This is a genomic window from Paenibacillus sp. QJM3NY_38 (assembly GCF_056173265.1).
In genome coordinates, this window is the sequence record NZ_CM149665.1 from 401,279 (window position 1) to 415,910 (window position 14,632).

8 protein-coding genes are annotated in these 14,632 nt (G+C 52.5%); 7 read left to right on the top strand and 1 reads right to left on the bottom strand.

Annotation, left to right across the window (positions count from 1 at the left end; genetic code table 11):
- Window positions 1-75: 75 nt before the first annotated feature.
- From AC0VZ8_RS01875 to AC0VZ8_RS01900, 6 genes are all read left to right on the top strand, one after another.
- On the top strand, window positions 76-1,608 hold the full coding sequence (locus tag AC0VZ8_RS01875; protein WP_260066836.1) for an ABC transporter ATP-binding protein: 1,533 nt from the start codon (window positions 76-78) through the stop codon (window positions 1,606-1,608).
- Window positions 1,601-2,656, top strand: coding sequence for an ABC transporter permease (locus AC0VZ8_RS01880; RefSeq protein ID WP_216534982.1), 1,056 nt, complete (start codon window positions 1,601-1,603; stop codon window positions 2,654-2,656). Before AC0VZ8_RS01875 ends, AC0VZ8_RS01880 begins: the two co-directional genes overlap by 8 nt.
- 6 nt (window positions 2,657-2,662) lie before the next feature.
- Window positions 2,663-3,616, top strand: coding sequence for an ABC transporter permease (locus AC0VZ8_RS01885; RefSeq protein ID WP_071219219.1), 954 nt, complete (start codon window positions 2,663-2,665; stop codon window positions 3,614-3,616).
- Between the two features lie 182 nt (window positions 3,617-3,798).
- Window positions 3,799-10,071, top strand: coding sequence for a 5'-nucleotidase C-terminal domain-containing protein (locus AC0VZ8_RS01890; RefSeq protein ID WP_475485866.1), 6,273 nt, complete (start codon window positions 3,799-3,801; stop codon window positions 10,069-10,071).
- A 555-nt stretch (window positions 10,072-10,626) separates the two neighbouring features.
- On the top strand, window positions 10,627-11,115 hold the full coding sequence (locus AC0VZ8_RS01895; protein ID WP_475485867.1) for an RNA polymerase sigma factor: 489 nt from the start codon (window positions 10,627-10,629) through the stop codon (window positions 11,113-11,115).
- Window positions 11,115-12,101 (top strand): hypothetical protein, encoded by a 987-nt coding sequence (locus AC0VZ8_RS01900; protein WP_475485868.1) that lies wholly within the window; start codon window positions 11,115-11,117, stop codon window positions 12,099-12,101. Before AC0VZ8_RS01895 ends, AC0VZ8_RS01900 begins: the two co-directional genes overlap by 1 nt.
- A 135-nt stretch (window positions 12,102-12,236) precedes the next feature.
- On the opposite strand, the gene AC0VZ8_RS01905 is transcribed toward AC0VZ8_RS01900, so the two are convergent.
- Window positions 12,237-13,112, bottom strand: a complete 876-nt coding sequence (locus tag AC0VZ8_RS01905; protein WP_475485869.1) for an AraC family transcriptional regulator — start codon at window positions 13,110-13,112, stop codon at window positions 12,237-12,239.
- 153 nt (window positions 13,113-13,265) lie between these two features.
- Between AC0VZ8_RS01905 and AC0VZ8_RS01910 the strand changes: the two genes are divergently transcribed.
- Window positions 13,266-14,582 carry a sulfatase-like hydrolase/transferase gene (locus AC0VZ8_RS01910; protein WP_475485870.1) on the top strand — a complete coding sequence of 439 codons (1,317 nt, stop codon included), beginning with the start codon at window positions 13,266-13,268 and terminating at the stop codon, window positions 14,580-14,582.
- Window positions 14,583-14,632: the final 50 nt, after the last annotated feature.

Below are 14,632 nucleotides of genomic sequence, written 5' to 3' on the forward strand. Positions count from 1 at the left end.
GTCGATCCGCGTTTTTTTAAAGCAATTTATGCACAGGAAGATATTCAACACAAAAGAAGGAGAGGACCCAAAACCATGGACTATGTTGTCGAGATGGTGGGCATCCGCAAGGAATTTCCCGGGATCGTAGCTAATGACGATATTACGATTCGGCTGAAGAAAGGCGAGATTCATGCGCTGCTCGGTGAGAACGGGGCAGGCAAGTCCACCCTGATGAGTATCCTGTTTGGCATGTATCAGCCTGACCGTGGCGTAATCAAAGTCAACGGCAAGGACGTGCGGATCTCGAATCCGAATGTCGCGAACAAACTCGGAATCGGGATGGTGCATCAGCATTTTAAATTGGTCGAGCCGTTTACCGTGACCGAGAATATTATTCTGGGCAGCGAGACGCGCAAGTACTTCTTCGGCTTGGATGTGAGATCGGCTGCCAAACGGGTCGAGGAGTTGTCCAAGCGATACGGCCTCAATGTAGACCCTTATGCCAAAATCGAGGATATCTCGGTCGGGATGCAGCAGAGAGTGGAAATTCTCAAAATGCTGTACCGCGACGCGGAAGTGCTCATATTCGACGAGCCGACCGCGGTGCTGACCCCTCAGGAAATCGAAGATCTGCAGGGCATTATGAAAAACCTGGTCAATGAAGGCAAATCGATCATTCTGATCACCCATAAATTGAAAGAAATTAAAGCGGTTGCGGACCGTTGCACCGTCATCCGCCGAGGCAAGACCATCGGCACCGTTGAAGTGGCAGACACGAGCCGCGAGGCTATGGCCGAAATGATGGTGGGCCGCAGCGTCTCCTTTAAGGTGGACAAGCAGGAGAGTCGCCCGGGCAAGACCGTTCTCGAGATTAAATCGCTTACGGTCAAGAACAGCAAGAAAGTCGATGCGCTCAAAGGCTTTAGTCTGGACCTGCATGCCGGGGAGATTGTGGGTATTGCAGGCGTGGATGGTAACGGTCAATCGGAACTGATCGAAGCCATTACCGGACTTCGCGAGGCCGAGAGCGGAACGGTGAGCTTGAATGGTAAAACACTCAACGGTCTATCTGTCCGTCAACGGAATGAAAGCGGAATCGGCCACATTCCGGAGGACCGTCAAAAGAGGGGACTCGTGCTGGATTATACGATTGAAGAGAATTTGATCCTCGAGGTGTACAACCGCCCACCGTATTCCAAGAACGGGCTGCTGCAGCCGGCAGCGATCCGCAAGCATGCGGAGCATATCATACAGAGCTTTGATGTGCGTTCCGGAACGGGCGGCCGGTCGATCGTGCGTTCGATGTCCGGCGGTAACCAGCAAAAAGCGATCATCGGCCGTGAGGTAGAGCGCGATCCGGATCTGCTTATTGCCGTTCAGCCGACCCGGGGCCTTGACGTAGGCTCGATTGAATATATTCACCGTCGTCTGATCGAACAGCGGGACAAGGGGAAAGCCGTTCTACTGGTTTCCCTGGAGCTTGATGAAGTGCTGAATTTGTCGGACCGCATTGCCGTTATCAATAACGGTGAACTGGTAGGTATCGTTAAAACCTCCGAAACGAACGAAAGAGAGCTCGGACTGATGATGGCCGGGTATCAAAAAGAGGAGGCACCACATGAATAACAGCGTAAAATCGTTGCTTGCCGTCCTGTTCGGACTCATTGCGGGGGCACTGCTTATGGCGCTGACCGGACATAATCCGGTAGAAGGGTATAAGTATCTCATCCAGGGTGGACTCAAGAACCCGGAGCGGATCGGAAATACGCTGGCGACGGCGACTCCGCTTATTTTGACCGGTTTGTCCGTGGCCTTTGCCTTCCGTACCGGACTGTTTAATATCGGTGCCGCGGGCCAGATGCTGTTCGGTGGCTTTTGCGCGACGGCTGTCGGCCTCTCGCTGGACCTGCCGCGGGCTCTGCTCCTGTTGATCATGGTACTGGTCGGGTTTATCGGCGGTGCGCTATGGGCGGTTGTCCCCGGTTTCCTGAAGGCTAAATATAACGTGCATGAGGTCGTATCCACGATCATGATGAACTGGACCGCCTACTGGACCGTTTATTATGTCATTCCGGGTTACTTCAAAGGGGCGAGTCTGGAGACGGAATCGCGTCAGCTTCCGCCGGAAGCCATGCTGCATCAGCAGTGGCTCAGCGATATGTTCCAAGGTTCTTATGTCAATCTGGGCTTTTTTATCGCGGTCATTGCTGTTCTGGTCGTCGCTTTCCTTATTAACAAAACAACGCTTGGATACGAATTGAAGGCGGTCGGATTCAACCGGCACGCTTCCGAATATGCGGGTATCGCTGTCAAACGCAGCATCGTGCTGTCCATGTTCATCTCCGGCGGCCTCGCGGGCCTCGCGGGAGTTGCACAGTATGCGGGGAATGCCTCCAGCATGCAGATCGGCATTCTGCCGAGCCAGGGATTTGACGGGATTGCCGTCGCTCTGCTCGGAATCAACGCACCTATCGGTGTTTTGGTATCGGCACTGTTCTTCGGGATTCTCTACTCGGGCAGAGGGTTTATGAATGCCATGACGGAGATTCCGCCGGAAATCGCCGATTCGATCATCGCTATCATTATCTATTTTGCGGCAACCAGCATCTTGATCGAACGACTATACCGTAAATTGAAGCTGCGTCGCGCGGCTAATAAAAAGCAGGGGGAGTAAGGACATATGTGGACAACGATTGAACAGATTTTTCCGTATGCCATCGCTTACACGATCCCGCTTTTGATTACCGCCCTGGGCGCGCTGTTCAGTGAACGAAGCGGGGTCGTCAATATCGGCCTTGACGGCTTGATGATTGTCGGTTCTTTCATCGGAGCCTTTGTCATATTCAAAATGCAGGCCCAATGGCCCGGCCAATCGTGGGTATTATGGGTAGGACTATTGGCAGCGGCCGCAGCGAGTGCGCTATTCTCGCTATTGCATGCCTTTGCCAGCATTAATCTCAGTGCGAACCAGATTATAAGCGGTACGGCGATTAATATGATCGCGGGTGCCCTGACGATTTTCCTTGCCCGTAACATTACGGGGAGCGGCAAGATCAGCATCACGAATGGTTTTGCACCGTTTGATTTTCCGGGTCTGTCCAAGATTCCGATCATCGGGGATTTATTCTTCACGAAAACCTATGCCACGACGTGGTTGGTTCTGATCTTGCTTTTGGTAAGTGCATTTGTACTGTACAAAACGCCGTTCGGTCTGCGACTCCGGTCCTGCGGCGAGCATCCGCACGCGGCCGAAGCAGCAGGCATTAAGGTACAGTCCATGCGGTATGTCGGCGTCATGATCTCGGGTGCTTTTTCCGGACTCGGGGGGGCTGTCATTCTGTTGACGTATTCCGGCGAATTTACGGGGAACGTGGCAGGACTCGGGTTCCTGGCTCTGGCATCCTTGATCTTCGGACAATGGAAGCCGCTCGGCATCCTGCTGGCCACCTTGTTCTTCGGATTTGCCACGACGGTAGCCAACGTATCACAGGTCATTCCGTCTTTGGCGGTAATTCCGCCGGTCATTCTCAAGATTTTCCCTTATGTTGTGACACTGATCGCGCTCGTGATTTTCTCCAAATCCTCGAATGCGCCGAAAGCCGTAGGGGAGCCGTTCGATTCAGGTAAACGGTAACGTATTGCGCAAGTCGATGTAAGCCAAATAGAACCTCTGATATGCCTATCCAGCTTTGGGTTTAGGTCTATCGGAGGTTTTTTTACATCCAGCATACTTTAGGTTAGAACTCCCAAAACATATCTGGTATATATAGTAAATAAGGTAAGAAAATTTAATAGAATAGAGGAGTGAAAACCTGAATGCGCATTCGATTACATCGGTGCCAAAGGCCGTTAAGCATGCTTCTGGCAATCGTGATGCTTCTGAGTATCATCGTTCCTTTCAGCCCCGTGAAGGTAGCGGAGGCTTCCCCCCGGCATGACCAGGTTGTGATCAGCCAGGTGTACGGTGGCGGCGGGAATAGCGGGGCCACGTATAGGCATGATTTTATCGAATTGTTCAATCCGACAGGCAGTCCGATCGACCTGACAGGCTGGAAGGTACGTTATGCAAGCGCAACAGGTGATTTCAGTTCGAATAACATAACCTCTTTAAGCGGTATCATTAAGCCTTATTCGTACTTATTAATCCAACAGAGTGGCGGCAGCACAGGATCATTTTTGCCGACACCTGACGTTCAAGGAAAATTGAGTATGGGCGGCTCTAATGGAAAAGTAGATCTGGTCAACGCCGCGGGCGATCGTATCGATCTCGTTGGCTATGGATCTGCTTTAGAATCTGAGACGAGTCCGACCGCTGCTTTATCCAGCAGTACGGCGGCGATCCGCAAGGAATTGACCTATGGTCAAAACGATCGCGGCCTCGACACGGATAACAATGTAGCGGATTTCACCGTTACCACACCGGAACCTCGGAACAGCTCGAGTCCCGCTACGCCGGTCACGCCTGGCTCGGGCTTGGGAGCCGTAACGGCCAATCCGGAGCCTAATGCCTGGCCAGCCGGAACGGAGATTACGCTGAATCCGCCTACGGTAGGCGCTTCCGTTTATGCGGATGTGTATCGGTCCGGCGGAAACGGGTCCGGCTTCCAGCTCGTCAACGGCCCGATCATCCTTAACGAGCCTACGCGGGTGGATGCCTATGCAGCTCAAGATGGCCAGCCGGATGGACCGGTCTCCTCGTTCCAATATGATATTTTAACGCAAACGTCCGTCGCTGATGCCCGCAGCAAGGCAAAAGGCGAGCATGTATGGACGGAAGGCATTATTACGCATATCGAAGGCAGAGAAACCTACATTCAAGATGACACGGCCGGTATCGTGCTCTATGACTACCCGCTTAATGCCAGTGTTGGCGATCGGGTGAGCGTGGCCGGCGTGATGGAGATTTACAACAATCTTCAGGAGATCAAACCGCATGCCCTGCTGCCGCATGACGTAACGGGTGCAAATGCAGGAGTGCCGCAGGCTCAACAAATCACCGGAGCTGATCTATCTTTTCCTGCAGGGGAGACTTATGAAGCGCGACTTGTCTACCTGGACGATGTCACCATCAAGTCCGAAAACAGACCTGGGGAATATACGGCTGAGCAAGGCGGGCATGAATTCATCATCTATTCCGGATTGTCCAAACTGAAGACGGTGAAAACCTTCAGCCGCGTCACGGGAGTGGTGAAGCAGTTTGGCAACATCTATGAGCTGATTCCTTTAGGCGAGAATGCCTTAATCGAAGAGATGTTCTCCGTGATCGCAAGTCCGGGAGCCGGACCGATAATCATCGGGGGGACGGTTGCGCTGTCCAGCCCTACGCAAGGGGCGAGTATTTATTATACACTCGACGGTTCGGTTCCAACGCAATCAAGCACATTGTATAGCTCGCCGATTCAGATTGACCAAGATACGACCATTAAGGCGATCGTCGTCTCGGGTAAAGAAGTAAGCAAGGTATACGAATTTGCTTACAAGGCCACTCAGCAGCCGCGCATCGCGGATATTCAAGGCGAGGACCATACTTCGCTGTATACCGGACAGACGGTAACCGATATTGAAGGCGTCGTAACCCAGTACGGATATACGTTCTCTAACGGCAATATCAAGGGATTCTATATCCAGGATCCGAAGCCGGATTCCAATCCGAATACCTCAGATGCGATTTTTGTGTATTCCACGGATCCAAACCGTCCTCAAATCGGAGATCTGGTGAGTGTAACCGGAAAAGTGGCCGAGTATAACGAGGGAAGCTCCAGCAACCTGACCTCCACTCAAATCGAGCTGCAATCCATCAAGAATCTGGGTCAGGGTCAACAACTGCCGGACCCTGTTACCTTAGGTAAAGGCGGGCGCCCGATTCCTGCCGCCATTATCGATAATGACAGCATGGCAACGTTCGATCCGGAGGAGGATGCCATCGACTTCTACGAATCTCTGGAAGGCATGCTGGTCAGACTTCCGCACCCAACGATCATTAGTCCGTATTGGACAAGCGGCGGTACCTACAACATTGCGACCCGGGTTGAGAACGATACCGCGGATGTCATTACGCCAGCCGGCGGACTGGTTCTGAAAGAGCAGGGTAATTTCAACCCGCAGCGTCTCCTGATTGCTTACGGCAATCCGGGACAAGAAGTGGGCACAGGCGATACGTTTGCCGATGATGTGATCGGCGTAATCGGATATAACAGTGGCAATTTCAAGGTGATTCCGGCTAAAGGCGAATTGCCTGCAATCCACAGCAGTTCTTTTAAACAAGAGGTATCCACGATCGACGTGAATGATGAACAGCTCAGAGTAGCGACGTATAATATTGAAAATTTCTACCCGGGCGTAAGTTCCGCCAAAATCAACAAGCTGGCGGAGTCGATCGTAAACAACATCAAGTCTCCGGATATTATTGGTCTTGTCGAAGTACAGGATAACAACGGAGAGCAGAACAACGGAACTACCGCGGCAGATCGAAGCTACCAGACCTTGATTAACGCCATCAAGGCAGCCGGTGGACCAACCTACAGCTTTACCGATATTGATCCGGTGAATAATAACGACGGGGGAGCGCCGGGAGCAAACATTCGGGTCGGATTCCTCTATAACGCCGATCGTGTCCAGTTATCGGACAGTGTAAACGGCAAGAAGGGATCACCGATTGAATCGGTGGCTTATGATGCGGTGAAGGATCAGTTGACTCTGAATCCGGGCCGAATCGAACCGCTGAACCCTGCATTCAACGCATCGCGTAAACCTCTGGCCGCGCAGTTCGAATTCCAAGGGGAAAAAGTGATCGTCATTGCGAATCATTTTAACTCGAAATCCGGAGATCAAGGACCTTTCGGCAATACCCAGCCGCCGGTTCTCTCCAGCGAAACGCAGCGCCATCAGATTGCAGCGGTTGTGAACAGATTCGTGAAAAGCGTTGTGTCTGCTAACCCTGACGCTAACGTCGTCGTTCTGGGAGATTTGAATGATTTCCAATTTACCGAGACGGCGAACATTTTGAAAGGCAGCGAATTGGACAATCTGATCGATACGCTTCCGCCTGAGGAGAGGTATACCTACACGTATGACGGGAACTCGCAGGTGCTGGATCATATTCTCGTCAGCAAGAATTTGACTCGCTCTACGCAAGCCGATGTCGTGCATCTGAACGCCGACTTCCCGGCTTCCAAGGGCCGCGTATCGGATCATGATCCGGTCGTAGCCCAGATTGACCTGAAGGAAGAAGCCGTGGACGGCTTCCCGCTGACGATTTTGCATACCAATGACACGCATGCCAATCTGGATACCGTAAGCTCGCCGGATAACATTGTACGCAGGGTTACGGCGATCAAGCAAGCTAAAGCGAACGCGGTCAATCCTCTGCTCGTGGATGCAGGAGACGTATTCTCCGGCACGCTGTATTTTAATCAATATTTAGGACTCGCCGATCTGGAGTTCATGAATTTGGTTCAATATGATGCCATGACCTTCGGTAACCATGAGTTCGATAAAGGCTCCGAGGTGCTGAACGATTTCATCGAGCATGCGGATTTCCCGTTTGTTTCCTCGAACGTGAATTTTTCGGCCGATGCTTTATTGACCCAGAAATTCAAGAATGAAGTGACCCGGGATGCCAAGGATGCAACCATCTACCCGGCCATCATCATGGAGGTAGACGGGGAGCAGGTTGGCCTTCTTGGACTTACAACCGAAGACACGGCCAACATCGCTTCGCCTGGAGACGTAACTTTTGAGAATGCGGTGCAAAAGGCAAAAGACACCGTAGCGATGCTGCAGAAGGAAGGCATCAACAAAATCGTTGTACTGTCGCACCTCGGTTATGATGTGGACGTCAACCTTGCCAAGGAAGTCGAAGGCATCGACATCATCGTGGGCGGTCACAGTCATACCAAGCTGGATGAGGCGGTTGTAGACCGTTCGGACAGCGAACCGAAGCTGATTGTGCAGACAGGTGAAAAAGGTCAATTCTTAGGTCAGCTTGAGGTCGTATTTGACGATGAGGGTGTCCTGCAGGAGTGGAACAGTAACCTCATTTCGGTTGACGAGAAAGATAGCGCCGGCCAATATGTGATTCAGCCGGATCAAGAGGCGCTGCAAATTCTGAATACCAAATATAAGCCGGGTGTGGAGCAGTTAAAACAAACGGAGGTTGGTACGACCGAAGTGAAGCTGAACGGCGTCCGCGCCGATGTCCGCACGAAGGAAACGAATCTCGGTAATCTGATTGCCGATGGCATGCTGGATGCGGCGCAAGCCGCCGGAACGAATGCGGTCATCGCCCTGCAGAACGGTGGCGGTATCCGCGAATCTATTGAAGCAGGCAAAATCACGATGAGTGACGTCATGACGGTGCTTCCGTTTAACAATGATCTGGTCACGATCACATTGACGGGCGCCGAGATCAAAGAAGCCATGGAGAACGGGGTTTCCAAGACGCCTGCTGCGGATGGCCGCTTCCCGCATATCGCGGGTATGAAGTTCTTCTATGATTCGACCAAACCGGCCGGGCAGCGGGTGCTCCGCATCGAGGTGAAAGGCAAGAACGGATATGAGCCGATCGACATGAATAAATCGTATGAGGTAGCGACGAACGCATTTACCGCTAAGGGCGGCGATTTCTATGCTTCGCTCGAGAAGGCTTATCTGGAAGGGCGCGTGAACCTGCTTTATAAGCCTGACTATGAAGTATTCTCGAATTACGTGAAAAAAGTAGGTACCATCACGGCCAAGACTTCCGCTGTCGAAGGACGGATTACGGACTTGAAGGGAGCGCCGCTTCCGGGTGGTCCGGGTGAGCCTGGGCCGGGCAACCCTGGAAATCCGGGCACGCCTGGAAATCCAGGGCCGACGACGCCTCCCGTGAATCCTTCGAACCCAGGCACCACGCCGCCGGCAGAACCGGGCAAGGTCAAGGTTCCGGTTAAGGTGGAGAACGGCGCGGCGGCAGGCAGCGTGACCGGAGCTGCCATGAAGGAAGCCCTGAAACAGCCTGTTGGCGGAAAAGTTACCGTGGAGGTAACAAGCACGCAGCCAATCTCTTCTTCATCCGTTACCATCGAGAATGAAGCGCTGCGTGCGTGGCTTGATCAAACAAGCGCGCAGGTGCTGGTGGTAGCGACGCCTTACGGAAGTTATGAGCTTCCGAAAACAGAGATCGATCTTCAAGCGCTGGCAGCCCAAGCTGGCTCGGACATGAACAGCCTTCAATTGATCATTCAGCTTGCTATCGATGCGGATGCCCTTAAATCAGCGGCATCCAAAGGATATAATGCAATACAAGCTGTGAGCTACACCGTGACGGTGAAGTCCGGCAATGGCAAGACTTTCACGCTGGATTCATTCCAAACGTATGTGAAGAGGTCCCTGAATGTCGATAAATCGCATGCTTTGACGGATATCGCGGTTGTTCGGGTGGACGGAAACGGCGGCATATACACGCCGATTCCATTTAAGGTGAATGGTCAACGAATCGATATCTATAGCCGCACGAACAGCACGTACCTGGTGTTGCAGAACCCGGTAACGTTCCAGGACATCGCGTCGCATTGGTCGAAGGGCGACGTTGAATCGCTTGCGGCCAAAATGATCGTGACCGGGCGCACGGAGCAGACCTTTGTTCCGAACGCTTCGGTCACCCGGGCCGAGTTCGCAGCGCTTGTCGTCCGGGCATTGGGACTTTCTGCAGACGCTGCGTCAGGCAGCTTCAAGGATGTGGCTTCATCCGACTGGTACGCCGGAGCAATCCAGGCAGCCGTCAATGCCGATATCATTAACGGCTACACGGACGGCACCTTTAAGCCGAATCGGACGATCACGCGCGAAGAGATGGCTGTGATGGCCTACAACGCGCTGGAGTATGCCGGATACAACCCAGTCGACGCGGCAAAAGCCCATTTTGCCGATGCGTCCTCGATCGGTGCTTGGTCTCAGGTGGCGGTGTATGAATTGGCGGGTCTTGATATTCTGAACGGAGATCCGAAGCAGCGCTTCAATCCTAAATCGAATGCCACCCGCGGCGAAAGCGCCGCTGTGCTCCATCGTTTGATGCAGGATTTGACGTATGTAAATAAACAGGTTGTATAGCGGCAGGATGTATATTGGATTTGCATCTTTGTGATATACGAGGGGGGTCAACAGCAAATCTGCTGAAGAACACTCCAATCGATAAAAAAGCTGAAAATATAGAAATGGCGGTGCTAGGGATCATCCTTAGCACCGCCATTTTTTGCTTTTTTGGTTCGTTACACCGTTTCTTTCGAAATAGGTCGCACATCCATTTTGTGAAGATGTGGTTCTCTTCATATGTCTAAATGAAGTCATTTTCTGAGGGTAGCGGAGAGGACGAAACGATTCCGTAAAAGCGCCAACGGTCGCCTGAAAGCTTTCCAACGGAAAGCACGCATCGAAAGCATATGCTTTGTTCTCAAATTTCTTCCTTGCTTAAATCATTCCAAGAAATGTGGGGACAACAGCGATGGGAGGAACGATTCGTACACGGAGCGTCTCCTAACAGAAAGAGGAATCCCACCAGTCTAAGGTCTTTTGGGACATCCTCTTTTTTTTTGCCGAAAAAACTATAAACAAAATGTGACCGATTCACGTCCATAACTGTGTTAATGGTAAAAGGAGGTCTAGGCGATGCAGATCGATTCGCTCCGGCCGGGCGGAGATATTACGGAAACCTATGAATTATATGGCGATATGCTTTTTAAAATAGCGATGGTGTACCTTGGGAACAAACAGGATGTCGAAGAAGCCATTCAGGAGACGTTCATTAAACTGATATATAAAGCGCCTGACTTCTGCGACCAGGAGCATAAGAAAGCCTGGCTCATTCGGGTGATTACGAACCATTGCAAGAACATGCAAGGGAGCCTGTGGCGCAAGCGGGTAACCAAAATGGAGCATATGAACGATTATTTTGTCGAACCGTCGGAACGGACGCTGATGGATAACGTCATGAGTTTGCCGTTCAAGTATAAGTCGGTCATCCATCTGTTTTATTACGAGGATTATTCCGTTAAGGAAATCGCCGCGATTTTGCAGATTAACGAGTCTGCGGTCAAGATGCGTCTTCAGCGCGGCAGGAAGCTGCTGCGCATGGACCTGGAAGGAGAGGACGATTGATGAATCGGAATGACTACAAATCATTGATAGATCGAATCGAACCTGATAAAGGATTGGAGGAGCGGATTATGAAAGGAATGAAACAAAATCAGCGTCAAACGACAAGAATGAGCCGAATGGGGGTCGCCGGCGTCACCGCGGCCATTATGCTGGGGCTGGTGGTAGTGGCTTCGCTGGTATTGAATCTTGAGAACGAGCCAGCGGTCAGCGATATCCCGGTGGCTCAACAAGGGACCGGGGAGAATACGCCGCCGACAGCGAAGGTTGATCATGATCCGGTAACCATACCGAGGATCGAGCTTCCGGAGGACAGCAACGTCAAAGCCGACATGATCGGTTTGGTTGTATACCAGGGCAATATCTACACCCAAACCGGCACGCAAATCACGCCGGAAATCGCCAAACAGCTGCGTGGTGATAAGCTCGGACGGTCGAAATCGGGAATTACGGAATGGAGCTCCGCCGATGATTATACGGAACTTGCTTCGACGGTCGGAGAAATGGACATTTTCACGGTGAAGGGATATGACGCCGAGTTTAGAATTATGTCCTACATGGAGCATGACGGGGAAGTCTACGCCGAATTGTATGAGCACCTCAACGGGATTACAGTGGCCAAGGGCGAGGATATCATCGGCAAGCTGAATCTGATGGGGAACATGACTTCGGTTAAATGGCAGGATTTCGACAGCTGGAACATGGGCGAGAATAAGCTGCGCGAGCTTGCGGACTATACGGCGGTGCAAGCCTTCGTTGAGGCTTTATATGAGGCAAAGCCGGTAGCGGCGGATGCTTTGTTTGAGCAAGGGATCTACGAGACCGGGCCTAGCGAGCAGAAATTTCTGTATATCCAGCTGCAGGACGGGACGGAAGTCCAGTTAAGACTGTTTAAAGGCGGCCAATATGTGCGATATGCCAATGCGCCTGTGTTCTTTCAATTGGAAGGTGAGGCATTTACCACGCTGTGGGGGCTGATGGAGGAGTAGGTTATCCTGCCGTTTATCGTAGCCTAAAAGGTGATGTAAAAAGCTAGAGGCTATCCCTAATCGGATAGCCTCTTTTCGTTGCTGTAGGATCGATTACAGCGAGTCCTTTATCGTTTATCGTATGGCGGTTCCCTGTTATTCGCTTGTTCTCGATGATGGGCGGTTCGCTTTCACGAATGCGCTCGGCGTCATTCCGAAATACCGGGTAAAGGCGCGGGAGAACGTGAACAAATCCGAATACCCCAGGGATAATGCGGTCTGCGTGATGCTGGTTCCCTCGGCGGTTAACAGGCGGGTCGCTTTCTCCATAATCAACTGCTGCATGTAGCGGGACGGAGAGATGCCGTATCGGCGGGTAAACGCGCGGGTGAAGTGACTGCGATGCACGCCGGCCCAGGCGGCAAGCTCCTCCACGGACAGGTTCTCCGTGCAATGAAGCCCCATATATCCGGGGACGGACTCGAGCCAGTCCGAAGCAGCCGAAGCAGCGGGAAGGTGCTGGTCCCGGTTGGGATCGATGCTGTGGATCAACTGGAATCCCAGCGACATCAGCTGAAGGCTATGGTCCTGCTGGGGTTGCCGGAGCAATCGCTGTATGTCCTTGATGACATCCAAGGTATCGTCCCTGAAGGCATTTTGTCGATAGGGTCGCTCCGGACATAAATCGACATGCTTCAATATGGACGGCATCAACTCGCCCATAAAGGCTGTCCAAGTGATTGTGGTAGACGGCTCGTCGCAGTCCTTGACATACGTATAGACCGAGCCGGGGAAGAGGCAGAAGAGGTCGCCTTCCGAGAGGGAGACGCTGTTGCCGTCCCATCCGAACCTCACCTTGCCGCTGGCAACGAAATGTATACTATAAAATTCGACGGACCGGGGACCGACTTTTTCGGTGAAAAAGGGGTGGGATCCGGATTTGAATATCCATAATCCCAGTTGTGTCTCAAAGTGAGCCGGGTTGTTAAAGTATTCTTCTCGGGATGGCCGCTGATTCACTGTTAAACTCATATGTCCTCCTTTCACCTTTACCGATCATTTCTTTTGTTATTGCTATGATGCAACATATTGTATAACGATTGCAAGGATGGAGCATTCCGTATTCGTCCGCCAAAAGGTAAGATGATGAGGAACAAGTCGAGAATAGTAGAGGTGAATGGAGATATGAAAAAATCGAATTTTATCGTGATTTATTGCGATGATTTAGGCTATGGAGATCTTGGATGCTACGGTTCGGACACCGTGAAAACCCCGCACCTGGACGGGTTGGCTGATGAAGGCATTCGTTTTACGAATTGGTATTCGAATTCCCCGGTCTGCTCTCCGTCACGAGCCTCATTATTGACGGGCAAGTATCCGGTTCGAGCGGGAGTCGGCGAGATTCTGGGGGCAAAGCGCGGTTCGCACGGACTGCCTGCCGACGAGGTGACGTTGGCCAAGGCGCTCAAGCCTGCCGGGTACAGGACGGCGTTGTATGGAAAATGGCATCTGGGCTTGTCCGAGGAAACCAGCCCGAATGCGCATGGGTTTGATGAGTTTTTCGGATTCAAGGCAGGCTGCGTCGATTTTTACTCGCACATTTTTTATTGGGGCCAAGCCCATGGCGTCAACCCCTTGCATGATCTATGGGAGAACGAAACGGAGGTTTGGAAGAACGGCCGGTACATGACCGAGCTGATCACGGAACGATCGGTTGATTTCATCCAGCGGTCGCGGGAGCAGGCCGCTCCGTTCTTCTTGTTTGCGTCGTACAATGCGCCGCACTACCCGATGCATGCCCCGCAGGAATACATGGACCGGTTTGCGCATTTGCCTTGGGATCGGCAGGTCATGGCCGCCATGATTGCCGCGGTGGATGACGGCGTCGGGGAGATCGTGGAGGCCCTGAAGGAAGCCGGCTGTTACGAGGATACGGTCATTTTCTTCTCCAGTGATAACGGACCGTCCTCCGAGAGCCGGAACTGGCTGGACGGAACGGAAGACGTGTATTACGGGGGAAGCGCGGGGATCTTCCGGGGGCATAAAGCAAGCCTGTTCGAAGGCGGAATCCGCGAACCTGCCATATTGAGCTGGCCGAGCGGTTGGAAAGGCGGACAAGTGAGCGATGAGGTGGCGGCTATGATGGATATCGCACCGACCTTTTTGGATCTGGCCGGCGTCGATCCGGCGGCAGGACCGCTTCAAGGCGTTGCGCTGGACGGAAGCAGCCTGAAGGAGATGCTGTTAATGCGCGAGCCGTCGCCGCATAAGCAATTGTTCTGGGAGTATCAAGGCCAGCTGGCTGTCCGGGAAGGGGATTGGAAGCTGGTGCTGAACGGGAAACTCGATTTCGACCGCGTGGTTCCGGATCAGGTTCACCTGTCCGATCTGTCCAGGGATCCGGGAGAGCGCATCAACCTGGCGGACCGTAACCCGGAGATCGTGGAACGGCTTAGCCGGGATGTGCGAGCCTGGTATGAGGAAGTGACTGATCCTGAGTGAGGATCAGATATATCATCCAAGCCTCAGCGATAAATGCAAAAAAGCCCCGG